This window comes from Luteimonas sp. A649, assembly GCF_054072735.1.
This window is the reverse complement of the sequence record NZ_JBSVRQ010000001.1, coordinates 237985-264587: the sequence shown is the minus strand read 5'-3', so window position 1 is coordinate 264587 and position 26603 is coordinate 237985. Positions and strand designations below refer to the sequence as shown.

General features: G+C 69.3%; 27 protein-coding genes and 1 pseudogene. 20 read left to right on the top strand and 8 right to left on the bottom strand.

Annotated features, from left to right (window positions below; all coding sequences use genetic code 11):
- Positions 1–305: 305 nt before the first annotated feature.
- From rimI to pssA, 3 genes are read right to left on the bottom strand one after another with little or no spacing between them, the layout of a single operon-like run.
- Complete coding sequence (gene rimI / locus ACW5E8_RS01270; RefSeq protein ID WP_456963695.1) at positions 306–788, bottom strand: ribosomal protein S18-alanine N-acetyltransferase; 483 nt, start codon at positions 786–788, stop codon at positions 306–308.
- On the bottom strand, positions 785–1051 hold the full coding sequence (locus ACW5E8_RS01265; RefSeq protein ID WP_456963694.1) for a hypothetical protein: 267 nt from the start codon (positions 1049–1051) through the stop codon (positions 785–787). The genes rimI and ACW5E8_RS01265 overlap by 4 nt, the downstream gene beginning before the upstream one ends.
- 5 nt (positions 1052–1056) lie before the next feature.
- Positions 1057–1830, bottom strand: coding sequence for a CDP-diacylglycerol--serine O-phosphatidyltransferase (gene pssA / locus ACW5E8_RS01260; RefSeq protein WP_456963693.1), 774 nt, complete (start codon positions 1828–1830; stop codon positions 1057–1059).
- Between the two features lie 134 nt (positions 1831–1964).
- Here pssA and ACW5E8_RS01255 point away from each other — a divergent pair, with 134 nt between their 5' ends.
- From ACW5E8_RS01255 to ACW5E8_RS01240, 4 genes are all read left to right on the top strand, one after another.
- Entirely contained in the window at positions 1965–2348 is a 384-nt protein-coding gene (locus tag ACW5E8_RS01255; RefSeq protein ID WP_456963692.1) for a DUF4124 domain-containing protein, read from the top strand.
- Between the two features lie 21 nt (positions 2349–2369).
- A complete protein-coding gene (locus ACW5E8_RS01250; RefSeq protein ID WP_456963691.1) occupies positions 2370–2648 on the top strand; it encodes a DUF4124 domain-containing protein in 279 nt (92 codons plus the stop codon).
- Positions 2649–2724: 76 nt separating this feature from the next.
- Complete coding sequence (locus tag ACW5E8_RS01245) at positions 2725–4452, top strand: proline--tRNA ligase (protein WP_456965200.1); 1728 nt, start codon at positions 2725–2727, stop codon at positions 4450–4452.
- 62 nt (positions 4453–4514) lie between these two features.
- Positions 4515–4874 (top strand): H-NS histone family protein, encoded by a 360-nt coding sequence (locus tag ACW5E8_RS01240; protein ID WP_456963690.1) that lies wholly within the window; start codon positions 4515–4517, stop codon positions 4872–4874.
- A gap of 48 nt (positions 4875–4922) precedes the next feature.
- Here the strand turns inward: ACW5E8_RS01240 and ACW5E8_RS01235 are convergent, their stop codons facing one another.
- Complete coding sequence (locus tag ACW5E8_RS01235; RefSeq protein ID WP_456963689.1) at positions 4923–6167, bottom strand: threonine/serine ThrE exporter family protein; 1245 nt, start codon at positions 6165–6167, stop codon at positions 4923–4925.
- 50 nt (positions 6168–6217) lie between these two features.
- Between ACW5E8_RS01235 and ACW5E8_RS01230 the strand changes: the two genes are divergently transcribed.
- From ACW5E8_RS01230 to rffA, 11 genes and pseudogenes are all read left to right on the top strand, one after another.
- Positions 6218–7327 (top strand): MlaE family ABC transporter permease, encoded by a 1110-nt coding sequence (locus ACW5E8_RS01230; RefSeq protein ID WP_456963688.1) that lies wholly within the window; start codon positions 6218–6220, stop codon positions 7325–7327.
- Between the two features lie 35 nt (positions 7328–7362).
- Positions 7363–8133: pseudogene (locus tag ACW5E8_RS01225) on the top strand (ABC transporter ATP-binding protein); the annotation flags it as partial.
- A 3-nt stretch (positions 8134–8136) separates the two neighbouring features.
- A complete protein-coding gene (locus ACW5E8_RS01220) occupies positions 8137–9063 on the top strand; it encodes an MlaD family protein (RefSeq protein ID WP_456963687.1) in 927 nt (308 codons plus the stop codon).
- The gene (locus tag ACW5E8_RS01215; RefSeq protein ID WP_456963686.1) at positions 9060–9704 is read left to right on the top strand and encodes an ABC-type transport auxiliary lipoprotein family protein; all 645 of its coding nucleotides are present in this window, start codon (positions 9060–9062) and stop codon (positions 9702–9704) included. The genes ACW5E8_RS01220 and ACW5E8_RS01215 overlap by 4 nt, the downstream gene beginning before the upstream one ends.
- Before the next feature lie 96 nt (positions 9705–9800).
- The gene (locus tag ACW5E8_RS01210; RefSeq protein ID WP_456963685.1) at positions 9801–11462 is read left to right on the top strand and encodes a 4Fe-4S dicluster domain-containing protein; all 1662 of its coding nucleotides are present in this window, start codon (positions 9801–9803) and stop codon (positions 11460–11462) included.
- 19 nt (positions 11463–11481) lie between these two features.
- Positions 11482–12180: a WbqC family protein gene (locus ACW5E8_RS01205; RefSeq protein WP_456963684.1), complete on the top strand. Its 699-nt coding sequence runs from the start codon at positions 11482–11484 to the stop codon at positions 12178–12180.
- Positions 12181–12205: 25 nt separating this feature from the next.
- Positions 12206–13195, top strand: coding sequence for a glycosyltransferase family 2 protein (locus ACW5E8_RS01200; protein WP_456963683.1), 990 nt, complete (start codon positions 12206–12208; stop codon positions 13193–13195).
- Entirely contained in the window at positions 13185–13817 is a 633-nt protein-coding gene (locus ACW5E8_RS01195; RefSeq protein WP_456963682.1) for a class I SAM-dependent methyltransferase, read from the top strand. The genes ACW5E8_RS01200 and ACW5E8_RS01195 overlap by 11 nt, the downstream gene beginning before the upstream one ends.
- A gap of 31 nt (positions 13818–13848) precedes the next feature.
- The gene (locus tag ACW5E8_RS01190) at positions 13849–14223 is read left to right on the top strand and encodes a hypothetical protein (protein ID WP_456963681.1); all 375 of its coding nucleotides are present in this window, start codon (positions 13849–13851) and stop codon (positions 14221–14223) included.
- On the top strand, positions 14220–15095 hold the full coding sequence (locus tag ACW5E8_RS01185; protein ID WP_456963680.1) for a class I SAM-dependent methyltransferase: 876 nt from the start codon (positions 14220–14222) through the stop codon (positions 15093–15095). Before ACW5E8_RS01190 ends, ACW5E8_RS01185 begins: the two co-directional genes overlap by 4 nt.
- The gene (rffA, locus tag ACW5E8_RS01180; RefSeq protein ID WP_456963679.1) at positions 15092–16225 is read left to right on the top strand and encodes a dTDP-4-amino-4,6-dideoxygalactose transaminase; all 1134 of its coding nucleotides are present in this window, start codon (positions 15092–15094) and stop codon (positions 16223–16225) included. The genes ACW5E8_RS01185 and rffA overlap by 4 nt, the downstream gene beginning before the upstream one ends.
- On the opposite strand, the gene ACW5E8_RS01175 is transcribed toward rffA, so the two are convergent.
- Positions 16222–17706 carry a hypothetical protein gene (locus ACW5E8_RS01175; RefSeq protein WP_456963678.1) on the bottom strand — a complete coding sequence of 495 codons (1485 nt, stop codon included), beginning with the start codon at positions 17704–17706 and terminating at the stop codon, positions 16222–16224. The two genes, rffA and ACW5E8_RS01175, sit on opposite strands and share 4 nt — an antisense overlap.
- A gap of 206 nt (positions 17707–17912) precedes the next feature.
- Here ACW5E8_RS01175 and ACW5E8_RS01170 point away from each other — a divergent pair, with 206 nt between their 5' ends.
- Genes ACW5E8_RS01170 through ACW5E8_RS01150 form a run of 5 tightly spaced genes read left to right on the top strand, consistent with a single transcriptional unit; the run spans position 17913 to position 22580 of the window.
- Positions 17913–18665, top strand: coding sequence for an electron transfer flavoprotein subunit beta/FixA family protein (locus ACW5E8_RS01170; protein ID WP_456963677.1), 753 nt, complete (start codon positions 17913–17915; stop codon positions 18663–18665).
- Positions 18665–19603, top strand: a complete 939-nt coding sequence (locus ACW5E8_RS01165) for an electron transfer flavoprotein subunit alpha/FixB family protein (RefSeq protein ID WP_456963676.1) — start codon at positions 18665–18667, stop codon at positions 19601–19603. The genes ACW5E8_RS01170 and ACW5E8_RS01165 overlap by 1 nt, the downstream gene beginning before the upstream one ends.
- Entirely contained in the window at positions 19600–20766 is a 1167-nt protein-coding gene (locus ACW5E8_RS01160) for a glycosyltransferase (RefSeq protein ID WP_456963675.1), read from the top strand. Before ACW5E8_RS01165 ends, ACW5E8_RS01160 begins: the two co-directional genes overlap by 4 nt.
- Positions 20767–20811: 45 nt before the next feature.
- Positions 20812–21609, top strand: a complete 798-nt coding sequence (locus ACW5E8_RS01155; RefSeq protein WP_456963674.1) for a class I SAM-dependent methyltransferase — start codon at positions 20812–20814, stop codon at positions 21607–21609.
- Positions 21606–22580 (top strand): lysylphosphatidylglycerol synthase domain-containing protein, encoded by a 975-nt coding sequence (locus tag ACW5E8_RS01150; protein WP_456963673.1) that lies wholly within the window; start codon positions 21606–21608, stop codon positions 22578–22580. The genes ACW5E8_RS01155 and ACW5E8_RS01150 overlap by 4 nt, the downstream gene beginning before the upstream one ends.
- A 10-nt stretch (positions 22581–22590) precedes the next feature.
- Here ACW5E8_RS01150 and ACW5E8_RS01145 read toward each other — a convergent pair whose 3' ends face one another.
- From ACW5E8_RS01145 to ACW5E8_RS01135, 3 genes are all read right to left on the bottom strand, one after another.
- Positions 22591–25005 (bottom strand): FG-GAP-like repeat-containing protein, encoded by a 2415-nt coding sequence (locus ACW5E8_RS01145; protein WP_456963672.1) that lies wholly within the window; start codon positions 25003–25005, stop codon positions 22591–22593.
- A gap of 141 nt (positions 25006–25146) precedes the next feature.
- The gene (locus tag ACW5E8_RS01140; RefSeq protein ID WP_456963671.1) at positions 25147–25779 is read right to left on the bottom strand and encodes a CoA transferase subunit B; all 633 of its coding nucleotides are present in this window, start codon (positions 25777–25779) and stop codon (positions 25147–25149) included.
- Positions 25779–26510 carry a CoA transferase subunit A gene (locus ACW5E8_RS01135; protein WP_456963670.1) on the bottom strand — a complete coding sequence of 244 codons (732 nt, stop codon included), beginning with the start codon at positions 26508–26510 and terminating at the stop codon, positions 25779–25781. The genes ACW5E8_RS01140 and ACW5E8_RS01135 overlap by 1 nt, the downstream gene beginning before the upstream one ends.
- Positions 26511–26603: the final 93 nt, after the last annotated feature.

The window sequence follows — 26603 nt, the reverse complement described above, 5'->3', positions numbered from 1 at the left end:
CGCGCGCGCAAGTTCGCTGCGGGCGGCTATGGTCGCCACGGCTTGAAAAGCTTTTTTTGCCACGGATTTACGCGGATAAGAGCGGAGTTACACGGATCAGGCCGAGGCAAGGTCGTGGGGGGCTGGAGAAAAAGCCGGATCGTTCTTCGCGAGCTGCGCTCCGCGAGCAGCTGACCCACGCAAGCGCATTTCCTGATGAACGCCCTTTCTTTGCCCGCGTCTGCTTTATCCGCGCAAATCCGCTCTTATCCGCGTAAATCCGTGGCAAAAAGGCTCTTTGTCTTTGCCCCGGCCAAGCAGCCCCCTCACGAAGCGAACAGCTCCATCGCCATCACGATCGCGTCCTCGCGGCCATTGTCCGTCGGGTAATACCGCGGACGACGGCCGATCTCGTTGAAGCCCATGTCCTCGTACAGGGCCACGGCCACGGGGTTCGAGGGCCGCACCTCGAGGAACACGCGGCAGGCGCCGCGCCCGCGCGCGACATCGATCATCGCCCGCAGCAGGCCGCGACCGAATCCGCGGCCCTGGCGCGCAGGATCGACGCAGACATTGAGCACGTGGGCTTCGTCGGCGGCGATGCTCAGCACGCCGTGGCCGATGAAGGCCCCGCCCTCGACCAGCACCCAGGCCGGATAGCCGGCGAACAGGCAGTCGCGGAAGATGCCGATCGACCACGGGTAGGGATAGGCGCGGCGCTCGACCACCATCACCGCATCGAGGTCCTCGATGCGCATCGGCCGCATGACCGGCCGTTCCCCGGCGTCGGCCACCACCGCGGCGTTCATCCCGGCGGGGTCCCGCGGCGCAGGGCGCGCAGCTTCGGCCACAGCGCGCGCTTGGCGGCCGGATCGGTGCGCAGCGTGGCCAGCGGCGGCAGGCCGCGCAGCAGCGCCGCAGCGTCGTCGGAACCGGCGCTGCGCCCGGCCGCGCGCAGCAGGGCATGCGCCAGCGGATCGTCGGGAACCACGTCTTCCGCGCGCGGCGCACGCGCATAGACCCGGTGGCCCATCGCCTCCAGCACCTCGCGCTGCCAGGGATCCCAGGCCACCGCGCTCACTCCGTCCGCGCCCCGCGGCGACCGCGCAGCCGCCACAACGAGGTCAGCGGCCCGGACAGCGCATAGGCGCCGAGCACCGCAAGCAGGGTCTTGGGCGGATCAATCCACAGCGCGATCAGCGCCGCCACCACCAGCAGCAGCGCGAAGAACGGCACCCGGTCCGAGCCCGGCCCGCTGCCGCTGCCCTTGAAGCTGGTGTAGCGGAACAGGCTGACCATCAGCAGGCCGGACACCACCGTGATCGCCAGCGCCACGTAGCGCAGCGACTCGCCGCTGAGATCCAGGCTGTGCAAGGTCCACACCGAGCTGGCCATGACGCCCGCCGCCGCCGGGCTGGCCAGGCCGATGAACCAGCGCTTGTCGACCTTGCCCACCTGGCTGTTGAAACGCGCCAGGCGCAGCGCCGCGCAGGCGGCATAGAGGAACGCCGCCAGCCAGCCGATCTTGCCCAGGGTGTTGCCGTCGAGCTTCATCGCCACGAGCGACCAGTGGTACATCACCAGCGCCGGCGCCATGCCGAAGCTGATGAGGTCCGCGAGCGAGTCGTACTGCACGCCGAACTCGCTCTGGGTGTTGGTCAGCCGCGCCACGCGGCCGTCGAGGCCGTCGAGGATGGCGGCGACGAAGATCGCGATGCAGGCGGCTTCGATGCGCCCCTGCGTAGCCGCGATGATCGCGAAAAAGCCCGCGAACAGCCCGCCCGTGGTGAGCAGGTTGGGCAGCAGGTAGATGCCGCGTCCGCGGCGTGCCTTGGGGCTGGTCTCGTCCATGGCCGCAAGTGTACCCGCCGCCGTGGTGCCTGCCGCAGGCAGCGCCGCGGTCACGGAACCACGTGCCGGCGCTTGCGCCAGGCTGCCCCCGGTGCTGCAATCAGCGCCCACGCCCCCAAAGGCAGGAGCTCCGCATGCATCGCTTCGTCTTCGCCGCCATCCTGGCGTTTGCCGCGTCGCCGGCCATCGCACAGCAGACCGCGGGCGAGGTCTACCAGTGGACCGACGCCAGCGGCGTCACCCACTACTCGCAGACGCCTCCGGACAAGGGCCGCTACGAGCACCGCCTGATCACATCGTCCGGGGCGGCCGCCACGACGGCCACCGAGCCTGCGGCCGCGGTCGAGAACCCGCAGTGTGCGACCGCGCGCGCCAACATCGCAGCCCTGCAGGGCGAGGGCGATGTCCAGCAGGACACCGACGGTGACGGCAAGCCCGACAGCGTGCTCGACGCCGACCAGCGCAGCGCCCAGCTCGACCTGGCCCAGGCTGCCGTCAAGGCCTACTGCACGCCCTGACGCACGCGGACAGACGCCGCCGTGCAGACGCGCTGGGCCATCGTCGCCGGCCTTGCCGCCGGAATCGCGGTGGCATGGTGGTTTTCGCGCGAGGCGCCCGAAGCCGCCGAGGCGCGTCGTGAGCGCGCCGACCAGGCCGCCGCGGACACGCTTGAAGACACGCGCCCGGTGCTGTATCGCTGGACCGACGACGCCGGCGTGGTGCAGGTGACCCAGGAGCCTCCTCAGCGCGGCCGGCGCTTCGAGAAGGTCGACATCCAGCCTCGCGAAGGCATCGAGGTCGACGGCAGCCGGCAATAGCCCCGGCGTCGCGGCGGCACGGCGCGTGCTGCATGGCACAATCACCGGCCGAACCACCAGACCGATGATGCCGCCGATGCGCCTGTCGCAGTTCCACCTCCACACCGAAAAGGAAACCCCGGCCGAGGCCGAGCTCGTCAGCCACAAGCTGATGCTCAAGGCGGGGATGATCCGCAAGCTTGCCGCCGGCATCTACACCTGGTCGCCGCTGGGCCTGCGCGTACTGCGCAAGGTCGAGGCGGTGGTGCGCGAGGAAATGGACGCCGCCGGGGCGATCGAAGTGCTGATGCCCTCGATCCAGCCGCGCGAGCTGTGGGACGAGACCGGGCGCTGGGAGAAGTTCGGCGGCCAGCTGCTGAAGATCCGCGACCGCAAGGATGCCGAGTACGCCTACGGCCCGACGCACGAGGAGGTCATCACCGACTTCGCGCGCCAGGAGCTGGCGAGCTACAAGCAGCTGCCGGTGACCTTCTACCAGGTCCAGACCAAGTTCCGCGACGAGATCCGGCCGCGCTTCGGCGTCATGCGCGCGCGCGAGTTCCTGATGAAGGACGCCTATTCCTTCGACATCGACGCCGAGGGCATGGCGCGTTCCTACGCGGGCATGCACGCCGCCTACACCCGCATCTTCAGCCGCCTTGGACTGCGCTTCCGCGCGGTGCTGGCCGACTCCGGCGCGATCGGCGGCGACGCCTCGCAGGAGTTCCACGTGCTGGCCGATTCCGGCGAGGACGCGATCGCCTGGTCGGACAGCGGCAATGACGGCGACTCCGCCGGCTATGCCGCCAACGTCGAGACCGCGCGCGCCGCCGCGCCCGGCCCGCGCCCGGCACCCGCCGAGGCCATGCGCAGCATCGACACGCCCACTCAGAAGACCTGCGAGGCCGTGGCGGAGCTGATGGGGATCCCGCTGGCGCGCACGGTGAAGTCCGTGGCGGTGGTCGGCCACGACGCCGAAGGCCGCGAGCAGTTCGTGCTCGTGCTGGTGCGCGGCGACCACGAGGCCAACGAGGTGAAGCTGGCGAAGGTCGCCGGCCTTGGCGACTACCGCATGGCCACCGAAGCCGAGATCCTCGCCCACCTGGGCAGCGAGCCCGGCTTCCTCGGGCCGGTCGCGCCGGCGAAACCGATCCGCGTGGTCGCCGACGCCGAAGTGGCGGCGATGGCCGACTTCGTGGTCGGCGCCAACCGCCCGGGCGAGCACATCGCCGGCGTCAACTGGGGCCGCGACCTGCCTGAACCCGACACCGTCGCCGATGTCCGCAGCGTGGTCGAGGGCGACCGCGCCGAGGATGGCGGCACGCTGCGCATCATGCGCGGCATCGAGGTCGGCCACATCTTCCAGCTCGGCGACACCTACGCACGCGCCATGGACTGCAAGGTGCTCGACGCGGGCGGCAAGGCCGCGATCCCGCTGATGGGCTGCTACGGCATCGGCGTCTCGCGCATCGTCGCGGCCGCCATCGAGCAGAACCACGACCAGGCCGGGATCATCTGGCCCGAAGCGATGGCCCCATGGACGGTGGCCGTGTGCGTGATCAACCCGAAGAGCGATCCCGCGGTGGTCGCGGCGGCCACCGCGCTGCACGACGAACTGGCGGCCCGCGGCGTCGACGTGGTGCTCGACGACCGCGGCCTGCGCCCGGGCCCGATGTTCGCCGACATGGAGCTGATCGGCGTTCCGCACCGCGTCGTGGTCTCCGCACGCGGCTTGGAAGCCGGCAGCTTCGAATACCGCGCGCGCAGCGCCGCGGAATCTGAAAACCTGGATCGGGACGCGCTGCTGGCACGCCTGTCGGGCTGACGGATTACCATCACGACGTCGCCGGGACTCCCGGCACCCTTCTGCAAATACCCGGAGACACCATGGCAATCGACCTCAACGCCCTTTCGGCCAAGGAACTCGACTCGCTGATCAACAAGGCGAAGAAGCGCAAGACCACGCTCAAGAAGCGCAAGCCGATCACCACCGTGCGCGCGCGCCTGAAGTCCGCGGCCGCCGCCGAGGGCTACACGATCGAAGAACTGTTCGGCACCGCCGCCGGCACCGCGACCCGCGCCGCCAAGCCGGCCAAGGCGCCGCGCAAGACCGGCATCAAGGTGGCACCGAAGTACCGCAATCCCGCCAAGCCTGAAGAAACCTGGACCGGCCGTGGCCGCCAGCCGCGCTGGATGGCCGAGCAAGTGGCGCAGGGCAAGACCCCGCAGGACTTCCTGATCGTCTGAGCGCCCACCGAAGGCCCGACAATCCTGTGGGAGCGGCTATAGCCGCTCCTATAGGCTCCGCCGCGCGGGCAGCAGCAGGTTGCCGAAGATCAGCCCGGCGACGATGGCGATCAGGATGTTGATCACCGCCATCGCGGCCGACTGGCCCACGTCCAGGTCCTGCTGCTGCACCGAGGTGATCAGGGTTCGGACGCTGGCGCTACCCGGCACCATCAGGATGATGCCCGGCACCCTGATGATCGCGCCCGGACGCCAGGCCCAGCGCGCATAGCCGTTGCCCGCGGCGGTGATCACCAGCGCCGACAGGAAGATCCCGAACTCGCTTCCCCAGGCCTGCCCGGCCAGACGCGACACCAGGTAACCGGTGGCAGCGGCCGCGGCCACCAGCCAGTAGTCGCGAAGCTTCGCGCGGAACAGCACCGCGAACGCGAACGAGGTCAGTGCCAACGCGCTCCATTCCACCCACTCGGGCTGCGGACGCAGGGCGCGGACCTGCGGTTCGATGCCGGCCATCTCGGCGGCCACCATCGCCACCATGGTGCCCACGGTGAGCATGATCATCGTCGCCACGGCGCCGGCGAAGCGCGCGGTGCCCGACATCAGGTGCTGGCTTGTGAGCTCGTTGATGGCGTTGGTGAGCATCAGTCCCGGCATCAGCACGATCAGCGCGGAAATGATCACGGTATTGAGGTTGATCGGCGCGACGTAGGCCGCGACCAGGATCGCGATGGCCGCGGCGATCATCGCGCTCACGGCATCGCCGGCCTCGCGCAGCCGCGGCCGGCTGCGCGCCGCCACGTACAGGAAGCCGATCACCAGCCCGATCGCGCTCGCAGTGGCGATGTCCAGCCAGGGCAGCCGCAGGAGCCCGCCGACGCCGGCAGCCACGAGGCCGAATGCAAGGGCCTGCATCAGGTTCTGGCGCCGGGTCGGCGGCCGGTCCAGGGCGCGCAGCGCGGCATGGCCTTCGGCCAAGCCGATGCGTCCGGCCAAAACATCCTCGGCGATGCGGTCGACGTCGGAGAGGCGGCCGAGGTCGTTGTCGCCCGGCGACATCCGGATCACGCGGGTGGTGTCGCTGTCGCCGGGAGGTCGCATCGGATCGCTGAAGGACAGGACCATCCCGGTGGGATTGGTCCAGGCCTCGCACTCCAGGGCAAGCTTCTGCGCCACCATCTCCAGCGCGGCTTCCAGGCGCGGGCAGGTAGTGCCATAGGCGTGCAGATGCTCCGCCAGCTCGACCATGAAGGCGATGCGGGCGGCGTAGGCTTCCTGGGGAAACGGGCGTGACATGCGTAAAGCATGGCACGCGCAGCACACCCGGTGTTCGGTATCCTCGCCCGATGCCCGCAGACCCCGCCAGTCCACCCGCGCTCTCACTCGACGGTGCCACGCTGCGCCTGTCGGGCAGCTGGACGCTGGACCATGCCGGTGCGGTCGCGGCGGCATTGGCCGACGCACCGGATGGCGCCGCGCACGTGGATGCGAACGACGTCAGCCGCCTCGACACGATGGGTGTGCTGCAGCTGCTGCGCTTCGCCCACCGCCGCGGCCTGGATGACGGCGCGCTGGATTTCCGCGAGGACCACCTCGCACTGGTGTCCGCGATCGAAGACGTGGCCGACGACCGCCCGAAGAAGCGGCGCGAATACGGCGTCGCAGCCGCCCTCGCCCGGCTCGGCCGCGCAATGCACGAGAACAGCCGCGAGATCGTGGCGCTGGTGAGCTTCCTCGGCGAGAGCCTGGCCAAGACCACACGGATCGCGCGCCAGCCGCGGCGCCTGCGCCTCACCTCCACCGTGCACCACATGGAACAGGTGGGCCTGGACGCGATGCCGCTGGTGGCGCTGCTGTCCTTCATGGTCGGCGCGGTGATCGCGTTCCTCGGCTCCACCATCCTCGCCGAGTTCGGCGCGACGCTGTTCGTGGTGGAACTGGTCAGCTTCGCCTTCCTGCGCGAGTTCGGCGTGCTGCTCACCGCGATCCTGCTCGCCGGACGCACCGCGAGCGCGTTCACCGCGCAGATCGGAATCATGGTCACGCGCGAAGAGGTCGATGCGATCCGCACCCTGGGCCTGGACCCGATCGAACTGCTGGTGATCCCGCGGCTGCTGGCGCTGCTGGTGATGCTGCCGCTGCTGACCTTCATCGCCATGATCTCCGGCCTGCTGGGCGGCATGGCCGTGGGCGCGTTCGAACTCGGGATCCCGCCGCAGGCCTTCCTCGCCCGCCTGAACGACACCGTCGAACTGCGGCACTTCTTCGTCGGCATGTCCAAGGCACCGGTGTTCGCGCTGGTGATCGGCCTGATCGGCTGCCTCGAGGGCCTGCAGGTTCAGGGCACGGCGCAGTCGCTGGGCGAGCGCACCACCTCGAGCGTGGTGCAGACGATCTCGCTGGTGATCATCCTCGACGCGTTCGCGGCGATCTGGTTCATGCAGGTGGGCTGGTGAGCGGCAGGCAGGCGGGTGACACGCCGCCCATCGTCCACGTGCGCGGGCTGGCCAATCGCTTCGGCAGCCAAGTGGTGCACGAGGGGCTGGACCTCGACGTGCGCACGGGCGAGATCCTGGGCGTGGTCGGCGGGTCGGGCAGCGGCAAGTCGGTGCTGATGCGCTCGATCATCGGCCTGCGCACGCCCAACGAGGGCAGCATCGAAGTCCTGGGCGTCGACGCCCGTTCCTCCGAGCCGGCGAACCGGCAGCACATCGAACGCAATACCGGCGTGCTGTTCCAGGACGGCGCGCTGTTCTCGTCGCTCACCGTTGGCGAGAACGTCGAGCTGCCCCTGAAGGAACACCACCCCGGCCTGTCCGACGGCCTGCGCCGTGAACTGGCCCTGCTGAAGGTGAAGCTCGCGGGCCTGCCGGCCGATGCGATCAACAAGCTGCCGTCGCAGCTCTCGGGCGGCATGCGCAAGCGCGCCGGGCTCGCGCGTGCGCTGGCCCTGGACCCGCCACTGCTGTTCCTCGACGAGCCGACGGCAGGCCTGGATCCGATCGGCGCCGCGGCATTCGACAACCTCATCCTGACCCTGCGCCAGGCCTTGGGACTGACGGTCTTCATCATCACCCACGACCTGGACACCCTGTACGCTATCTGCGACCGCATCGCGGTGATCGCCGACCGCAAGGTGGTGGCGACCGGCCCGGTGGACGAGATCGAACGTCTCGACCACCCCTGGGTGCAGGAATACTTCAATGGCCCGCGTGGCCGTGCGGCACGAGAGGCGGGCGAACGCGCCGCCGTGGAGCCCTGAGCAATGGAAACCAAGGCCAATTACGTCCTCATCGGTGCCTTCACCCTGCTCGTGGCGGTGGCCATGCTGCTGTTCGGCCTGTGGGCGGCGAAGTATTCCAGCGACCGCAACTGGCAGATCTACCACGTGGTCTTCGACGAGCCGGTGACCGGCCTGACCGAAGGCGGCACGGTGCAGTACAACGGCATCGCGGTCGGCACCATCGATTCGCTTGCGCTCGCGCCGCAGGATCCACGGCGCGTGGTGGCCCGGATCCGCGTGCTGGCCGATGTGCCGGTGAAGGTGGACACCCGCGCCAAGCTGTCGATGGCCGGCCTCACCGGCTCGCCCTTCATCCAGCTCACCGGCGGCAGCCCCGACGCGCCGCGGTTGGCCGCGCGCGACAGCGATGCGATCCCGGTGATCCTCACCGAAGCCTCCGCGCTGCAGAACATCGCCGACACCGCCAATCGCCTGGTGGCGCGGCTGGACGAGGTGCTCAGCGACGAGAACGTCCAGCGCATCGCCAACACGCTCGAGCACATCGAAGGCATGACCGGCGCCGTGGCCGGGCAGCGCGAAGACCTCGCCGTGTTCATCACCAATGCGCGCGTGGCCAGCGAGAAGCTGATCGAGACGGTGGAGACATCCAACCGCGCCATGGAAGGCATCGACCGCGAACTGGTGCAGAAGCTGCCCGGCATGGTGGAGCGCCTGGAGTCCACGCTGGCGCGGATCGACTCCGCCGCCGGCAGCGCCGACGCGATCCTTGGCGAGAACCGCAACGCCATCAACAGCTTCGCCAACGACGGCCTGGCGCAGCTGGGCCCGACGCTTGCCGAACTGCGTTCGCTGGTGCGCGACCTGCGCCGCATCAGCGACCGTTTCGATTCCAACCCCGCGCGTTACCTGCTCGGCCGCGACGCACCCAAGGAGTTCGAACCCGAATGAAGCCGATCAACCTCTTCGGGCGCGGTGCGCTGGCCGCCGCCGTGCTGGCCCTGGGCGCCTGCTCGCTGCTTGGCGGTGCAGGCGAACGCGAGCGCGGCACGATCTATTCGCCCAGCCCGCAGGTGCAGGCCGATCCCGCCTGGCCGCGCGTGGACTGGCAGCTCTCGGTGAATCCGCCAACCGCGGGGCGCACCGTGGACACGTTCCGCATCGCCGTGCGTCCGGTCCCGGGCGAGCTCCAGGTCTACGGCGGCGCAACCTGGGCGCGCTCGCCCTCGGACATGGTCGAAGAGGTGGTGCTGCGCACGCTCGAGGACTCCGGCCACGTCCCCGGCGTGGCCCGCCGCGGCAGCGGCATCGCGCCCGACTACCGGCTGCTGCTGGACCTGCGCCGCTTCGAGGCCGATTACGCCGGGAGCGCCGTTCCCTCCGCGACCATCGAACTGCACGCCAAGCTGCTGCACGCGCGCGAGCAGGGCATCGTCGCGGCGCGCACCTTCCTGATCGCCGAACCGGCGGCCGCCACCGACGTGGGCAGCGTCGCCGTGGCCTACGAGCGCGCGCTGGAATCGCTGGGACGGGACGTGGCCGCCTGGACCCTCACCGCGGGCGACGCGCACGCGCGCAGCACGATCGACTGACGCGGTGCCGCCGCATCGCGGCGCGCGGTACGGCCGCGGTTTGCCGCGCGCGTGCACAGCCGCGACAATCGCCGCATCGCCACACGGGCCGCCAGCATGAACCAGCAAGCCGATCCCAGCACCACCGTCGAGGTTCCCCAGCCCGCGCGCGACGTCATGGAGTACGACGTCGTCACCGTCGGCGCCGGCCCCGCGGGCCTGGCGTTCGCGATCCGGCTCAAGCAGATCAATCCGGACATCTCGGTCTGCGTGATCGAGAAGTCGAGCACCATCGGCGCGCACATCCTGTCGGGTGCGGTGATCGAACCGGGTCCGCTGGATGCGCTGCTCCCCGGCTGGCGCGACAACCCGCCACCGGTCTGCGTGGCCGCGACCGAAGACGAACTCTGGTACCTGACGAAGGATGGCGGCCGCAAATTCCCGATCGTGCCGCCGGGCATGCGCAACCACGGCAACTTCATCGTCAGCCTCGGCGCGATGTGCGCCTGGCTGGCGCCGCAGGCGGAAGCCCTGGGCGTGGAGATCTATCCGGGCTTCGCCGCCGCGCAGACCCTGCACGCCGAAGACGGCCGCGTCACCGGCGTGCGCATCGGCGACATGGGCATCGCCCGCGACGGCTCCGAGAAGCCGGGCTACACCGCCGGCATCGACATCCACGCCAAGGTCACCGTGCTTGCCGAGGGCGCGCGCGGGCACCTCACCAAGCGGCTGGTGAAGCGCTTCAAGCTGGACGCCGACAGCGACCCGCAGGCCTATTCGATCGGCATCAAGGAGCTGTGGCAGCTGCCCGCCGGACGCGCCACGCCCGGAAAGATCGTGCACTCGCTTGGCTGGCCGGCCGACAACAACACCTACGGTGGCAGCTTCCTGTACCACCTGGAAAACGACCAGGTGGCGCTGGGCTACGTCAGCGGCCTCGATTACAGCGACCCGGACTTCAAGCCCTGGGAGGCCTTCCAGCAGTGGAAGAACCATCCGACGGTGAAGCCGCTGCTCGAGGGCGGGAACATCCTCTCCGCCGGTGCGCGTGCCATCGTGACCGGCGGCTGGCAGTCGCTGCCGAAGGTGGAGATGCCGGGTGCGCTCCTGATCGGCGACACCGCCGGACTGCTCAACGTGCCCAAGATCAAGGGCACGCACCAGGCGATCCGCTCCGGCATGCTCGCCGCCGAACACCTGGCCGCGGGCGACCTCGTGCCCGAAGGGTTCGATGCGAAGCTGCGCGACTCCGACGCCATGCGCGAGCTGCGCGCGGTGCGCAACATCAAGCCGGGCTTCAAGAAGGGGCTGTGGTTCGGGCTGCTCAATGGCGCCTGGGAAACCGCGGTCGGCGGGCACTCGCCGTGGACGCTCAAGGTCACCCCGGACTGGTCGTCACTCGACAAGCTGGGCACGCGCACGCAGCCCGAGCGCGACTGGGGACAGCGCGAGCTGGCACCGCGCGACCGTCTGGCCGGCGTCTACTTTGCCGCCACCGAGCACGACGAAGACCAGCCCGTGCACCTGCTGGTGCACGACACCGAGGTCTGCGTCACCCGCTGCGCCGAGGAATACGGCAATCCCTGCACCCGCTTCTGCCCCGCCGGCGTGTATGAAATCGTCGACGATCCCGATGGCCCCGCGGGCACCGGCAAGCGGCTGCAGATCAACGCCGCCAACTGCGTGCACTGCAAGACCTGCGACATCAAGGATCCTTACGAGATCATCACCTGGGTCACGCCGGAGGGTGGTTCGGGTCCGAACTACCAGAACCTCTGAACACTGCCGCGGAGGACACATGCGCGTCGGCATGATCCAGTCGAACTACATCCCGTGGCGCGGATATTTCGACTTCATCGACGACTGCGACCTGTTCGTTTTCTATGACGACGTGCAGTACACGCACAAGGGCTGGCGCAACCGCAACCGGATCAAGACCGCCAACGGTCCGGCGTGGCTGTCAGTGCCGGTGCTGCACGACCGCGATACCACCATCGAAGCGGCACGCATCGCCTACGACAGCCGCTGGATCGACAAGCACGTGCGCAGCCTCGAACTGGCCTATGCGAAAGCGCCCCACTTCGAGCAGCTTTCCGGCGGCTTCTTCGACATCCTGCGCAGCCGCCCGGGAACGATTTCCGAGCTCAATGTCCGCGCCTGCCAGTGGGCGATGGCGGCGCTGGGCATCACGACCCGCACGATGATGTCGCGCGAGGTCGGCGTCACCGGCGACAGGTCGACGCGGCCGCTGGACATGCTGCGCGAGCTCGGCGCCACCGACTACCTGACCGGCCCGACGGCGCTGGACTACACGCCCGCCGACGCCTTCCGCGATGCCGGCATCGGGCTCGAGGCCAAGTCCTACGAATATGTAGACTATCCGCAGCTGCACGGCGCCTTCCTGGGCGAAGTGACCATCCTCGACCTGCTGTTCAACCTCGGCGGCGACGCGCGCCCGGCGCTGAAGAGCACCGCGCCCAACCGGCGCATCGCCTGATCGTGGACACACCGGGGATATCGCCGTGAACGCCCAACCGACAACCTTTCCGGACCAGGCCCGCGCCGCCGCTTCGTCGCCGCGGCTGTCGGTCGTGGCCACCCTGTACCAGTCGGCCGCCTATATCGACGAGTTCCTGGCCCGCGCCGCCGCCGCCGCGCGTGCGGTCGCGGGTGACGATTACGAGATCGTGCTCGTCAACGATGGCTCGCCGGATGACAGCCTGGCGCGCGCGGTGGCCTGGTGCGAACGCGAGCCGCGGCTGACCGTGGTCGACCTGTCGCGCAACTTCGGCCACCACAAGGCGATGATGACCGGCATGGCGCATGCGCGCGGCGAGCGGGTGTTCCTGATCGACAGCGACCTCGAGGAAGATCCCGAATGGCTCCAGGCCTTCGCGAAGCAGTACGACCGCGACGGCTGCGACGTGGTCTACGGCGTGCAGCGTTCGCGCAAGGGCGGTTTCCTCGAGCGCGCCAGCGGGCGGCTGTTCTACCGCTACTTCCACGCCCTTACCGGCATCGACCTGCCCGAAAACGTGGTGACCGCGCGACTGATGTCGCGCGCCTACGTGCAGGCGCTGGTCAGCCACGACGAACGCGAGCTCGACATCGGCGGCCTGCAGGTGATCACCGGCTTCGACCAGCGCCCGCAGGTCGTCGACAAGCACGCCACCAGCGCCACCACCTACACCCTCGCGCGCAAGGTCTCGCTGCTGGTGAACTCGGTGACGTCGTTCAGCAGCAAGCCGCTGGTGGCGATCTTCTACACCGGGCTTGCGATCTCGCTGGGCGCCGCGGCCAACATCGCCTATCTGCTGCTGCTGAAGCTGTTCGTCGCCGCGCCGCTCAGCGGCTGGACCTCGGTGATGGCTTCGATCTGGCTTCTTGGCGGACTCATGATCCTGTTCCTCGGCATCATCGGCATCTACCTGTCGAAGATGTTCTTGGAGATCAAACGGCGGCCCTATACCATCGTACGTCGCATCCACGGAGCGCAGGGCGATGGCCGCTGACCTTGACACCATCCATGCCGACCTGGCGAGCTTCCACAGCGAGAAGCTCGCCGAACACGGCGTCAACCCCAGGGGTGCCGGCTGGAACGGCGAGCCGGCCCAGGCGACCCGCTTCGAACAGTTGGCGAAGATCATCCGCCACGACACCGGGTTTTCGCTCAACGACCTCGGTTGCGGCTATGGCGCGCTGCTCGACTACCTGCGTCCGCGCCACGGCGCGTTCGACTACGCCGGCTACGACGTCTCCGACGCCATGATCGAGGCGGCAGGCGCGCGCCACGCCAGCGACGACCGCGCGCGCTTCGTGCTGTCCAGTGAACTGCAGCCGGCGGACTACAGCATCGCCAGCGGCATCTTCAGCCTGCGCGTCGGCCGCAGCGACGAGGAATGGCTGGCCTATGTCGAATCGGTCCTCGACGGCCTGGATCGCAACAGCCGCCACGGCTTCGCGTTCAACTCGCTGACGATCTATTCCGACGCCGACAAGATGCGCGACGAGCTCTTCTACGCCGACCCCTGCGTGCTGTTCGATCTCTGCAAGCGCCGCTACTCGCGCAACGTGGCGCTGCTGCACGACTACGAGCTGTACGACTTCACCATCCTGGTGAGGAAGTCGCCGTGACCCGTGCACCGCGGCCGGACTGAGGCCAGCGATGACCAGGGGCATGGCCTGGGTCTGCGTGCTGTTGACGATCGCGATGACCGTCTACGGCCAGTTCGTGATCAAGTGGCAGGTCAATCTGGCCGGCCCGCTGCCGGACGGCACCGCCGCCCGCGCCTGCTTCGTGTTCCGGCTGCTGCTCAACCCCTGGGTGATCAGCGCGTTCGTCGCGGCCTTTGGCGCTTCGCTGACCTGGATCCTGGCGATGACGCGGCTGCCGCTCAGCGAAGCCTATCCGCTGACCGCACTGGTGTTCGCGTGCGTGGTGTTCGGTGGCGCGCTGGTATTTTCCGAGCCGCTCAGCACCGGTCGCGTGGTCGGGGTGGGATTGATCATGGCCGGACTGGTGGTCGGGAGCCGCTGGTGATCCTGTGTCCGGCCTGCGGCGCCGGACACGCGGACGCCGACTTCAACTGCCCCCACTGCGCTTACCGGCCGACGGTGCAGGACGGCGTACCGCTGCTCGCCCCCGCGCTGGCCGCCGAGGTCGAAGGCTTCGATGACCGTGCGATCGCGAGCCTTGCCGCGAACGAAGCGGGGCACTTCTGGTTCGAGGCCCGCAACCGGCTCATCGTCGATCGCTTCCGCGCCGTGTTTGCCGGGGCCCGGGACTATCTCGAGGTGGGCGCCGGCACCGGGTTCGTACTGTCCGCGATCGCCAAGGCGTTCCCGGCGATGGCACTCACGGCAAGCGAGGTGCTGGCCTCGGGCCTCGCCCACGCGGTGCCCCGGGTGCCACGCGCGCGCATGCTGCAGCTCGACGCGCGCGCGCTGCCGTTCGAGGCCGCGTTCGACGTCATCGGAGCCTTCGACGTGCTCGAACACATCGAAGAGGACGAAGCGGTGCTGGCGCGGTTCCATCGCGCCCTGCGCCCCGGTGGCGGCGTGATCCTCACCGTGCCGCAGCACCGGTGGCTGTGGAGCGCCGAGGACGACGTCGGCGGGCACGTCCGCCGCTACCGCCGCGGCGAGCTGGAAGCCAAGCTGCGTGCCGCCGGCTTCCGGATCATCGACAGCACCTCGTTCACCAGTCTCCTGCTGCCGGCGATGTGGCTCTCGCGTCGCCTCGCCGGCGCGGATGCCGCCGGCGACAACCAGGCCGAGCTGGCGCCGCCGCGCCTCCTCGGCCGCGCCCTGGGCGCGGTGATGGCGCTGGAGCGCCGCGCCATCGCACTGGGCCTGCGGTTCCCCGTCGGTGGCAGCCGGCTCGTGCTCGCGCGCAGGCAGGAGGCGCGATGATCCCGTTCAACCAGCCCTGGATGACCGGCGCCGAGATCGACAACATCCGCCAGGCGCATCTCAACATGCACCTGTCCGGCGACGGCCCCTTCACCCGGCGCTGCCACGACGTGCTGCGTGCGATGACCGGCAGTCCCTGTGCCCTCCTCACCCACTCGTGCACCGCGGCGCTGGAGATGGCGGCGATACTGTCGGACTTCGGCGAGGGTGACGAGGTCATCCTGCCCTCCTACACCTTCGTGTCCACCGCCAATGCCTTCGTGCTCCGCGGCGGCATACCGGTGTTCGTCGACGTCCGCCCGGACACGCTCAACATCGACGAACGGCTGATCGAAGCGGCGATCACCCCGCGCACCCGCGCGATCTGCGTGGTGCACTACGCGGGCGTGCCCTGCGAGATGGACGTCATCCAGGACATCGCACGGCGCCATGGCCTGGTGGTGATCGAGGACGCGGCGCAGGCCATCATGTCGCGCTACCGCGGCCGGCCGGCCGGCAATCTCGGCGATCTCGGCGCGCTCAGCTTCCACGAGACCAAGAACGTGATCTGCGGCGAAGGCGGTGCGCTGCTGGTCAATGATCCCGCGCTGATCGAGCGTGCCGAGATCGTGCGCGAGAAAGGCACCGATCGCAGCCGCTTCTTCCGCGGCCAGGTCGACAAGTACACCTGGGTGTCGCGGGGGTCGTCCTACCTGCCGGGCGAGCTCACCGCCGCGTTCCTTGCGGCCCAGCTCGACGAGGCCGAAACGCTCACCCGGCGCCGACTCGCGATCTGGAACACCTACCACGCCTGGGCGGAGCCGCACGCGCGCGCCGGGCGCATCCGCCGACCGCACGTGCCCGAGGGTTGCGAGCACAACGGACACATGTATTGGCTGCTGCTGCCCTCGCTCGCGGCGCGCACGGCGATGATCGATGCGCTGCGCGAGGACGGGGTCAACGCGGTGTTCCACTACGTGCCGCTGCATTCCTCGCCCGCGGGCCGCCGCTTCGGCCGCAGCCACGGGGAACTGCCGGTGACCGATACCGCCGGTGATGGATTGTTGCGCCTGCCCCTGTGGATCGGGCTGGAAGGACACCTGCCGCGCGTGCTCGAGGCCGCGGACCGCGCGCTGCTCGCCCTGGACTAGTCCCCGGGCGGCGGTGGTGGTGGCAGCGGACCGGCCGCGGCCGCGAGTTCCGGGTGGCGTATGGCGAAGCGCGGCGAGAACACGCCCAGCTGGTGTCGCCAGAGCATGTCCAGGGCCCGCAGGCGCAGGTCCGGTCCAAGCCCGCAGACCGTGAGCTGGTCGACGCAGTCCCTGTCCGGTGCGGGATTGCGCGCGACTTCCCCGTACTGCGTGGCCATCACCAGGAAATAGTTGTGGATGCCGGTCAGCTGCGACCACGAGTGCAGCGACAGCGGCACCTGCACCAGCAGCAGCGCGGTCGCGGCCAGGATCGCGACGGGCTGCAACCGCGGTGCGCGCGGACGGTCGGTCAGGCGCGCCGCCACCATCATCAGCAGCGCCAGCACGCCCATCTGGTACAGGCTGACGTAGCGTCCCTGGTCGAAGTACGCCGCGCCCCGGACGAACACGCGCCCGTACAGCACGCCGGCGATGTAGCCGTAGAACAGCAGCATCAGGCAGATCGCGACGAAGCTCGCGGCACGCGGGCGGTCGCGCAGCGCGCGCCACCAGAACCAGCCGTGCGCGACCAGCAACAGCAGGCCGAGCACCACCTGCGCTGCCTGCCACTGGTCGCCGAAGGCCCACCTCAAGGCATTGCGCCAGGCGACGCCGGATGCGATCGGGCTGATCGCCCAGCGCCAGGCTTCGAGTCCCTGTCCCGCCAGGCCCGCAACGCGTTCGCCGAACGACGCATCGAACACCGCCAGCGTCTCGCCGCGGATTTCGCCGAAGGCCGCATAGACGATCCGCGACGCGACCAGCGCCGCGACCACCACCGCGACCAGCGCGAAGGCGCGGCGCAGCTGTCCGAGTTTCCAGCCCGCGAACACCAGCGCCATCGACAGCGCCAGCCCGGTGATCGTGGCCGACGTGTCCGCACAGAACGCATAGAGCGCGATCCAGGCGACGAACGGCCAGCGGCGCCCGCCCTGCAGCGCCGTCCATGCGCCCGCGAACGCGAGGAAGGCCAGCAGGTAGTCGAGGAAGCCCAGGGCCACCATCGAGTAGAGCCAGGTGTAGAAGGCATTGAGCGACAGCTGCACCGCGGCCATCGCCGCGAGCACCAGGTACAGGGCGGGCGGCCGCGCAGAGGCCGGCGCATCCGACAGCGCCGCGCGGCACAGCACCCCCCAGCCGAGGAAGGCGAACACCGCACCGGCGATCGACTCGTACACGAAGTCGAGATCGAACCACCAGGCATTGAGCAGCATCATCAACTTGTAGTGCGGCAGCCCATGGTCGAACCCGGTGCGCTTGACCAGGAAATCGCCGATATCGCCGCCGCCATCGATCACGTGGCGCAGGAACGTGTCCACGAAGATCCAGTTGTCGGCCATGATCATCGGGTTGGCCACCGTGCGCGCGAACGCGAGCACGTTGGCGGTCGCCAGCGCGACCAGCGCCCACATCAGCCAGCGGGGCCAGGCCGGGGAACGCACGGGAACATCCGGGGATGGGGTCATGGAGGACGGTGACAGGGGCCATGGGCAGCGGCCCCGGCCCCGCGAGGGGCCTGGGCCGCGCGCCAACCTTAACAGCGTTCCCTCGCCGCGGGCGCGGCGTTCCCGCGGCCCGGCTCGCATGGGGAGCCCGCGCCAGCTAAAATCGGGGGTTTCCGCCCTACCCCCAAGGACGCACCGCAACGATGAAGATCCTCGTCGGCTACAAGCGAGTGGTGGACTACAACGTCCGCATCCAGGTCAAGCCGGACGGCTCCGGCGTGGTCACCGATGGCGTCAAGCTCTCGGCCAATCCCTTCGATGAGATCGCGCTGGAAGAGGCCCTTCGCCTGCGCGACAAGGGCATCGCCACCGAAGTCATCGTCGCCACCATCGCCCCCGCCGACGCCCAGGCGCACCTGCGCAACGGCCTGGCCATGGGCGCGAACCGCGCCATCCACGTGGTCACGGAGGCAGGCCAGGAGGTGCAGCCGCTGGCCGCGGCGCGCGCGCTGCTGAAGCTGGTGGAGAAGGAGTCGCCCGACCTGGTCATCCTGGGCAAGCAGGCGATCGACGACGACGCCAACCAGACCGGCCAGATGCTGGCCACGATCTGGGGCCGCCCGCAGGCGACCTTCGCCAGCAGGCTCGAGGTCGCCGACGGCAAGGCCACCGTCACCCGCGAAGTCGACGCCGGCCTGGAAACGCTCGAAGTCGACCTGCCGGCCGTGGTCACCACCGACCTGCGCCTCAACGAGCCGCGCTTCATCAAGCTGCCCGACATCATGAAGGCCAAATCCAAGCCGATGGAATCCATTGCCTGGGCCGACCTCGGCGTCGAAGCCGGTGCCGGCCTCAAGACCACGCACCATGCCGCGCCGGCAAAGCGCAGCAAGGGCGTGATGGTGAAGGACGCGGCCGAGCTCGTTGCCGCACTCAAGGACAAGGGGCTGCTCTGATGGCCAAGGTACTGATCGTCGCCGAACACCTGGACGGCAAGCTCAACGGCTCCACCGCCAAGTGCGTCACCGCCGCGCAGGCGCTGTCGCCGGAAGCCATCGATGTGGTGGTGCTCGCGGCCGACCCCGCCGCCGTGGCCGCCGAAGCCGCGCAGATCGCCGGCGTCTCCCGCGTGCTCACCGTGGCCAATGACGCCAACGCCAACCCGATCGCGCAGGTGCTGGCGCCGCAGGTGGCGAAGCTCGCGGAAGGCTACAGCCACGTGTTCGGCCCCAGCTCCACCTTCGGCAAGGACCTGATGCCGTGCGTGGCCGCGCTGCTCGACGCGCCGCAGGTCTCGGACCTGATGTCGGTCGAGGGCGAGCACACGTTCAAGCGCCCGATCTACGCCGGCAACGCCATCGTCACCGTCGAGGCACCGGCGGGCCAGACCGTGGTCGCCACCGTGCGCACCGCGTCGTGGAAGGAAGCCGGCAAGGGCGGCAGCGCCGCGGTTGAAGCCGCCAGCGTCGAAGCCGACGTGCCGGCCCACACCCGCTACATCGGCCTGGCCGCAGGCAGCTCCGACCGCCCCGACCTGCAGGGCGCGAAGCGCGTGGTCTCCGGCGGACGCGGCGTGGGGTCGAAGGAGAACTTCGACGTCATCTACAAGTTTGCCGACAAGCTCGGCGCCGCCGTGGGCGCCTCGCGTGCCGCGGTCGACGCCGGCTACTGCCCCAACGAGATGCAGGTCGGCCAGACCGGCAAGATCATCGCGCCGGAGCTCTACGTCGCGATCGGCATCAGCGGCGCGATCCAGCACCTGACCGGCATCAAGGATGCGGGCACCATCGTTGCCATCAACAAGGACGCGGATGCCGCGATCTTCGAGATCGCCGACATCGGCCTGGTGGGCGACCTGTTCCAGGTGCTGCAGGAGCTGGAAGCCGCGCTTTGAGCGAATCCCCGCACGCGGCGCCCGGCATCCGCCGGGTGGTGCTCTGGGGGACGTGCGATACGGGCAAGCCGCGCGTGCGCATCCTGATCGAAGGGCTGCGCGCGCAGGGTGTCGAAGTGATCGAGGTCCGCGCCAATCCGTGGCGCGGAATCGAGGACAAGAGCCAGGTCAAGGGCATCGGCCGCTGGCTCGGATTGCTGGCGAGCGTGCTGCTTGCCTATCCGAAGCTCGCCTGGGGCTATATGCGAGCGCCAGCCCACGACTGGGTCCTGCTCGGGTACCCGGCAATGCCGGACATCTTCGTCATCCGCCTGCTGGCCTGGCTGCGCGGTACGCCCATCGCCATGGACTGGTTCCTGTCGGCCTACGACACCATCGTGTTGGACCGACGGCTGGTGACGCCCAGGCATCCGCTGGCATGGCTGGTCCATGCCATCGAATGGCTGGCGGTAAGACTCGCGGATGCGCCGTTCATGGACACCGCGACGCACGCACGACGCATGGAGCGGCTGTTCGGGCTGGCGCAGGGGCGTTGCGGCCATGTCTGGGTGGGCGTGGAACAGGGATTCCTGGGCAAGGCGGATGCCACCCCCGCGCCGGCCCCACGAGCCGACGCGCCCACCCGCGTCCTCTTCTACGGGCAGTTCATCCCGCTCCACGGCATTCCCACGATCATCGAGGCCGCGCGGATCCTGCGCGACGAGCCCGTGCAGTGGCGAATCGTCGGCCGCGGGCAGGAATCCGGCCACATCCGCGCCATGCTTGAAGAGCAGCCGCTGGAACGGTTGGAGTGGGACGACTGGATTCCCTATGCAGAACTGGTGACTGCGATCGACGCCGCGGATATTTGCCTGGGCATCTTCGGCTCGTCGGACAAGGCGGCCAGCGTGATCCCCAACAAGGTCTTCCAGATCCTTGCCGCCGGCAGGCCGCTCATCAGCCGCGACTCACTGGCGGTCCGGGAACTTCCCGTGGCGCATCTCGACGACGTCCGGCTGATCCCGCCCCACGACGCAGCAGCGCTCGCGGCCGCGGTCGCGGACTGGCATGCGATGCCTCCAGCGGCCGACCCGGCCCGTGCCGCCATCGCGGGTGCGACGCACCCGCCGGCGATCGGCGCGCAACTCCTCGCGCTGCTACGGGCCGGGCCTGCCAGCAAGTAGACTGGCGTCGCCCCCCTCCACGGCGCACAGCGATCTGGAAATGCAATGAAGACATACGGAAACCTTGGCCCGGCGGCTCCCGAAGCGGGTTGGGTCCCCGCCCCGCGCTACCTGCTCCGCCGTGCACGTATCCTGCGGCAGCTGGCGGGAATCGCCCCCTGTGAAACGCTGGAGATCGGCTGCGGTGCCGCGGTGCTTCTGCACGAGCTGACCGCGCGCGGATTCCGCTGCACCGCGCTCGAGAGCTCGCCCGAGGCGCGCGCGCTGGCACAACGCCTGGCCGCCGATGCCGGCATCGACATCCCGATCGTGGACGCCCCCGAATCGGACTGGGAAGGGCGGTTCCCGCTGCTGATGGCCTTCGAGGTGCTGGAACACATCGAGCACGACCGGCAGGCATTGGACGTCTGGCGTTCCTGGATGCCGGCCGGCGGCACGCTGCTGCTGTCGGTCCCCGCGCACATGGCCAAGTGGAATCCGTCGGACGTCTGGGCGGGCCATTTCCGGAGATACGAGCGCGACGCGCTTGCGGCACTCCTGCGCGATGCCGGCTTCGAACCGGAGGTCATCGAATGCTACGGGTTCCCACTGGCCACCGTGTCCGAAAAGCTCACCGCCGGGCGCTATGCGCGCGCCGTGAATCCGGGCGACGACGACACGGTCGAGGGCAAGCAGGCCAACTCGCACCGGAGCGGCATCGAGCGCGGGCACGTGATGAAGTGGTTCCCGCTGATCAACAACCCGCTGGGGAAGACCGCCATCGCCATGGCTGAGCTCGCGCAGCGACCGTTCCTCTCCACCGAACTCGGCAACGGCTACCTGGTGCTGGCCAAGGCGCGATGAAGCGGGCAGTACGCTGGTTGGGGTTCGCCGTGGCGATCCTGGCCGGGGCCTACTTCCTCCGCCACGCCGTGGCGGCGTTCGGTTCGGTGCGCGCTTCCGAGCTGTCGCCGGCGCGCATGGCGGCCGCGTTTGCGGTGATGCTGCCCGCCTACCTGCTGGCGGTGCCGCTCGCCGCCCTGATGTGGCGGCGCCTGCTGCGCGCGGTCGATGTCGCGTTCACGCCGGCGTGGGCCTACGGCATCGTCGCCTTCACGCAGTTCGGAAAATATCTTCCGGGAAACGTGGCCCACCACGTCGGGCGAGTGGTCGTTGCACGCCCCGTGGGCGGCGACCTTCCCCGCCTGTCGCTTTCGGTGGTGTACGAAAACCTGCTCAATGCCCTGGCGGCGGCGCATCTCACCGTGGTCCTGCTGGTCCTGCGGCCGGTCCCCGCGCTCGAGCAGTGGCTGCCCACCGCGTGGCGCCCGTGGCTGTTTCTTGCCGCAACCGTGGGCGCAGCCGCCGGCCTGGTGTTGTTGCGGCATCTGGTCTCCTGGGTACAGCGGCTTCGCGGCGCTCCCGCGGTGCCAGGCAGGGGCATCACGCCGGATGCCGGCACCCTGCTCGCCTGCTACTGCATTGCCCTGTGCAGCTTCCTCGTCGTCGGCCTCGGCTTCACGACGATGGCGCCGGTGATCGCGCCTGGCGTCGGCTTCCCGTACCTCGCGCTGTGCGGTGCATTCGCGGCCGCGTGGGTGATCGGCCTGCTGGTCCCCGGTGCCCCCGCGGGGCTCGGCGTCCGCGAGGGCGTGCTGTTCGCGCTGGTGGGTGACGTCATGCCGGCCGCCGATGCGGTCGTGATGATCGCGCTGCTGCGGGCGGTCACCACGTTGGGCGACCTCATCCATTTCGCCGCAGGCGGCGCATTGCTGCGCCGCCTGCGTGCCCGTTCCACTTCCCCCGAAGCCGCGTCACCCGGCGGCGCCGGATAACGCGCTGGCATCAGGGCACGATGTCCCAGGCCCGGTCCGCGACCGTGGCCAGGGACAGCGTGTTGTTCGGGTTCGCCGACAGCCAGATGGTGTTCTCGCCGGTGATCTTGCGCCACACCAGGTCGGCCCTGCCATCACCATTGAAGTCACCGCTGCCTTCGACCTTCCAGGCGCCGGCGACGTTGGGCATGGCCTGCTGCGTGGCCGAGTTCGCGTTCAGCCACAGCGCGTTGCGGCCGGCGGTCATATGCCTGAAGAACACGTCGGCCCGACCGTCGCCATTGAAGTCGTCGACCGCGACGACCTGCCAGTTGCCATCCGCGACCGTGGACATCGGGATCGTCGAGTTGCCGTTGCCGCTGCGCCAGACCACGTTGCGGCCACCCAGCGCATGGCGCCAGACAATGTCGTCCACGCCGTCGCCGTCGACGTCACCCACGCCGGCGACCTGCCAACGGAGGTCGGGAAGATCGATGATGGCCTGCTGCGTGGCGGAATTGCCCGCAAGCCAGATGGCATTGCGGCCATTCGCTGCGTCGCGCCACAGCAGGTCGGCCCGGCCGTCGCCGTTGAAGTCACCAACGCCCACCACTTGCCAGGAGCGGCTGGTCACCGTGGTCACGCTGATGGTGGAGTTGCCGTTGCCTCCACGCCAGATGGTGTTGCGGCCGCTGGCGTCGTGGCGCCAGACGATGTCGGTCAGGCCATCGGCGTCGAAGTCCCCGGCGCCAACCACGCGCCAGCTCCTGTCCGTCACCGCCAGGATCGATTGCTGCGTCGCCGAGTTGCCACCCAGCCAGATCGAGTTGCTGCCGTTGCTGGACTTGCGCCAGAGGAGGTCGGAGACGCCGTCGCCGTTGAAGTCCGAACGCGCGTTTCCATCGGACGTACCGGCCCGGAAGGCTGCGATCAGCGGTGCCGTCTGGCGCAGGCTGCGCGCGTTGTCGGCCTCGTTGGCGATGCCGCAGGCGCGACCGCCGCAGTAGGTCGACTGCGGGTTGGAAAAGATGCGATAGGCGGTCTGCCCGGTGTCGCCATAAGCCATCACCGTGTAGAAGTTGCCGTTCGCCGCGCTGGTCTTGTAGCCGAAGGAGTACGGATAGCGCCCGTAGCCGAGCTGGTCGTTGTCGTCCGTCGCCGATTCCCTGTCGTGCTGTGAACCCATGTTGTGCCCGAGCTCGTGCACCAGGGTCTCGTCCCGGCAGTAATGGCTGTTGTCCGGGGACTGCATGCCATTGGAGTCGCTGATCACCGAGTAGCCGAACTTCTCGTAGGGCTGCGTGATCGGGGCCTGGTCGCCACCGACCAGCCACGCGATGCCGCAACCTTCGTGGTCGGCGTCGCGGAAGCGTCGCACCAGCGCCACCAGGTCTGCGCCGTAGGTCTCGCGCGCATTGCGCAGCGGCTGCAGCGAGGCCGGGACCGTCACGTTCGACTGGCCGTTGCTGCCGGTGAGCTGCTCCAGCGCGGTCTTGTTGCTGCCGGTATCGGGATGGCTGACCTGCAGCGTGCCCACCAGGCGCAGGTTCACCGCGACATTGCTGTTGACGAAGGTCTGGTTGCCCACGGTAATGATGTGGTTGAGGCGGGTCTGCGCCTGCGACGCCCCGCCCATCATGGAGACGAAGCCCGCGGTGTAGCCCAGCAGCACGTCGATCGTGGTGCCTCCGGTGGCCGCCCGTGCCGGCGCACCCTCCGCGCGCACCCCGTGCGTTGCCGCGGAGGCCGTGGCCGCTGACACCAGCGCCGCCGCCGAAATGCCGTCGTCGTCGTCATCGGTGAGCTGCGGAATACGGAAGTCCGGCCCGGTGAGTCCGGCATCGATGCGCTGCTGCAGCGGCGACCGCACGCTGCGGTCCGTCGTTGCCATCCAGGTCTGGCCGGCCTGCGTGGTCAGGCGGAGGGTATCGCCCTCGCCATAGGGCACCACCCCGAACACGGCCTGCTCGCCGAACGTCAGGATGCCTTCCACGCCGTGCTCGTCGCGGCCGATCCAGCTCCAGTCGCCGCTGCGGTGCTCGACGTGGCGCTCGTACTTCAGTGCCACCCGGCGGTCGTCGGGACCGGTCAGCAACAGGGTGCCCGTGCCGATCGCTTCCAGCGCATGCGCCTCGCTCACCCGCACCGGGTAGAAGGTGTGCGCGCCGCGCTGCGTGGGCACGCGCACGCGGTCGTAGCCGACCAGGTCGCCGCGGTTGGGGTGGGCAGCGATCGCATCTGCGGTGCGGACCGCCGCCAGGTGCGACTGGAGACTGCCGGACTGCCGGCTGGCGGCGCCCCGCCGGGCATCGACGACGCCACCGGCTGCCGCAGCCGCGGCGGCATTGGCCGGGTGGGCCGCAGTGGTCGAGGATTCGGGAGCGCACGCGGCCAGCAAGGCGGTCGCCAGGGCCGTGGCTAACAAGGGGGTCGGACGTCGCGTCATGGGTCGGATCCGGGCTACAGGGCCCTCAAGAGTACCCGTGCCGGGGCTTCGATGCAGTGCTCCGTCCCGCCGGGCGGCGGCCGGGTTCGTCTGTCACGGGACGGGCGCCCGGGTCCCCGCCGCAGGCCGCAGCCGGCCCGTTCAGCCGATCGTGATGGGGACGCCCGTGCGTTCGCGCAGCAGCGCCTCGTCCACGCCCTCGGCGGTTTCCACGAGCACCAGCCCACCGGGCGTCACGTCGAACACCGCCAGGTCGGTGATGATCCTGCTGACCACGCCCACCCCCGTCAGCGGCAGCGTGCACTCGGGCAGGATCTTCGGCTCGCCGCCCTTGGTGCAATGCTCCATCAGCACGACCACGCGCTTCACGCCGGCGACCAGGTCCATCGCACCGCCCATGCCCTTGACCATCTTGCCCGGCACCATCCAGTTCGCGAGGTCGCCCTTGTCGGTGACTTCCATGGCGCCAAGGATGGCCAGGTCGATGTGGCCGCCGCGGATCATCGCGAAGGAATCGTGGCTGCCGAAGTAGCTGGCGCCAGCGCGCGCGGTCACGGTCTGCTTGCCGGCGTTGATCAGGTCGGCGTCGAGTTCGTCCTCGGTCGGGAAGGGGCCGATGCCCAGCAGGCCGTTCTCCGACTGCAGCCACACGTCCACGCCCTCGGGGATGTGGTTGGCCACCATCGTCGGCAGGCCGATGCCGAGGTTGACGTACATGCCATCGGCAAGCTCACGCGCGGCGCGCTGTGCCATCTGGTCGCGGGTCCAGGCCATTACTTGCCTCCTTCGCGCACGGTGCGCTGCTCGATGCGCTTCTCGGGCGAAGCGTTGACCACGATGCGGTCGACGTAGATGCCGGGCAGATGGACCTGGTCGGGTTCGATGTCGCCCACCTCCACCAGTTCCTCGACCTCGACGACGCACACATTGCCGGCCATGGCGCAGGCCGGGTTGAAGTTGCGCGCGGTCTTGCGGAAGACCAGGTTGCCGGCCTTGTCCGCCTTCCACGCCTTGACCAGCGCCACGTCGGCGACCAGCGCGGTCTCCATGACGTAATGCTTGCCGTCGAATTCGCGGGTTTCCTTGCCTTCCGCCACCACCGTGCCGTAGCCGGTGGCGGTGAAGAAGGCCGGGATCCCGGCGCCGCCGGCGCGCAGGCGCTCGGCCAGGGTGCCCTGCGGATTGAACTCGAGCTCGAGCTCGCCGCCCAGGAACTGGCGCTCGAACTCCTTGTTCTCGCCCACGTAGGACGAAATCATCTTGCGGATCTGCCGGGTCTCCAGCAGCTGGCCGAGTCCGAAGCCGTCGACGCCGGCGTTGTTGGAAATCACGGTAAGCCCCGACACCCCCGAGTCGCGCAGGGCCGCGATCAGGGCCTCGGGGATGCCGCACAGGCCGAACCCGCCGACCGCGAGCGTCTGCCCGTCGGCGACGATGTCCGCCAGGGCGGCGACCGCGTCGGGCCGGACCTTTCCGGCGGAATGCTGGGAACTGGCTGCAACCATGGTGGATCCTCGGGGTGACCGGACACCACATTCTAGCCACGCCCGGGACGGTGCCCCATCGCCCCTTCGGACAATGCCGCGGTTCGACTTGAT

Excerpts from the sequence above, each read along its gene's own strand:
- rimI (WP_456963695.1), bottom strand. The coding sequence starts at position 788 with ATGAACGCCGCGGTGGTGGCCGACGCCGGGGAACGGCCGGTCATGCGG.
- pssA (WP_456963693.1), bottom strand. The coding sequence starts at position 1,830 with ATGGACGAGACCAGCCCCAAGGCACGCCGCGGACGCGGCATCTACCTG.
- ACW5E8_RS01255 (WP_456963692.1), top strand. The coding sequence starts at position 1,965 with ATGCATCGCTTCGTCTTCGCCGCCATCCTGGCGTTTGCCGCGTCGCCG.
- ACW5E8_RS01245 (WP_456965200.1), top strand. The coding sequence starts at position 2,725 with ATGCGCCTGTCGCAGTTCCACCTCCACACCGAAAAGGAAACCCCGGCC.
- ACW5E8_RS01240 (WP_456963690.1), top strand. The coding sequence starts at position 4,515 with ATGGCAATCGACCTCAACGCCCTTTCGGCCAAGGAACTCGACTCGCTG.
- ACW5E8_RS01235 (WP_456963689.1), bottom strand. The coding sequence starts at position 6,167 with ATGTCACGCCCGTTTCCCCAGGAAGCCTACGCCGCCCGCATCGCCTTC.
- ACW5E8_RS01230 (WP_456963688.1), top strand. The coding sequence starts at position 6,218 with ATGCCCGCAGACCCCGCCAGTCCACCCGCGCTCTCACTCGACGGTGCC.
- ACW5E8_RS01220 (WP_456963687.1), top strand. The coding sequence starts at position 8,137 with ATGGAAACCAAGGCCAATTACGTCCTCATCGGTGCCTTCACCCTGCTC.
- ACW5E8_RS01215 (WP_456963686.1), top strand. The coding sequence starts at position 9,060 with ATGAAGCCGATCAACCTCTTCGGGCGCGGTGCGCTGGCCGCCGCCGTG.
- ACW5E8_RS01210 (WP_456963685.1), top strand. The coding sequence starts at position 9,801 with ATGAACCAGCAAGCCGATCCCAGCACCACCGTCGAGGTTCCCCAGCCC.
- ACW5E8_RS01205 (WP_456963684.1), top strand. The coding sequence starts at position 11,482 with ATGCGCGTCGGCATGATCCAGTCGAACTACATCCCGTGGCGCGGATAT.
- ACW5E8_RS01195 (WP_456963682.1), top strand. The coding sequence starts at position 13,185 with ATGGCCGCTGACCTTGACACCATCCATGCCGACCTGGCGAGCTTCCAC.
- ACW5E8_RS01190 (WP_456963681.1), top strand. The coding sequence starts at position 13,849 with ATGACCAGGGGCATGGCCTGGGTCTGCGTGCTGTTGACGATCGCGATG.
- rffA (WP_456963679.1), top strand. The coding sequence starts at position 15,092 with ATGATCCCGTTCAACCAGCCCTGGATGACCGGCGCCGAGATCGACAAC.
- ACW5E8_RS01170 (WP_456963677.1), top strand. The coding sequence starts at position 17,913 with ATGAAGATCCTCGTCGGCTACAAGCGAGTGGTGGACTACAACGTCCGC.
- ACW5E8_RS01165 (WP_456963676.1), top strand. The coding sequence starts at position 18,665 with ATGGCCAAGGTACTGATCGTCGCCGAACACCTGGACGGCAAGCTCAAC.
- ACW5E8_RS01155 (WP_456963674.1), top strand. The coding sequence starts at position 20,812 with ATGAAGACATACGGAAACCTTGGCCCGGCGGCTCCCGAAGCGGGTTGG.
- ACW5E8_RS01150 (WP_456963673.1), top strand. The coding sequence starts at position 21,606 with ATGAAGCGGGCAGTACGCTGGTTGGGGTTCGCCGTGGCGATCCTGGCC.
- ACW5E8_RS01145 (WP_456963672.1), bottom strand. The coding sequence starts at position 25,005 with ATGACGCGACGTCCGACCCCCTTGTTAGCCACGGCCCTGGCGACCGCC.
- ACW5E8_RS01140 (WP_456963671.1), bottom strand. The coding sequence starts at position 25,779 with ATGGCCTGGACCCGCGACCAGATGGCACAGCGCGCCGCGCGTGAGCTT.
- ACW5E8_RS01135 (WP_456963670.1), bottom strand. The coding sequence starts at position 26,510 with ATGGTTGCAGCCAGTTCCCAGCATTCCGCCGGAAAGGTCCGGCCCGAC.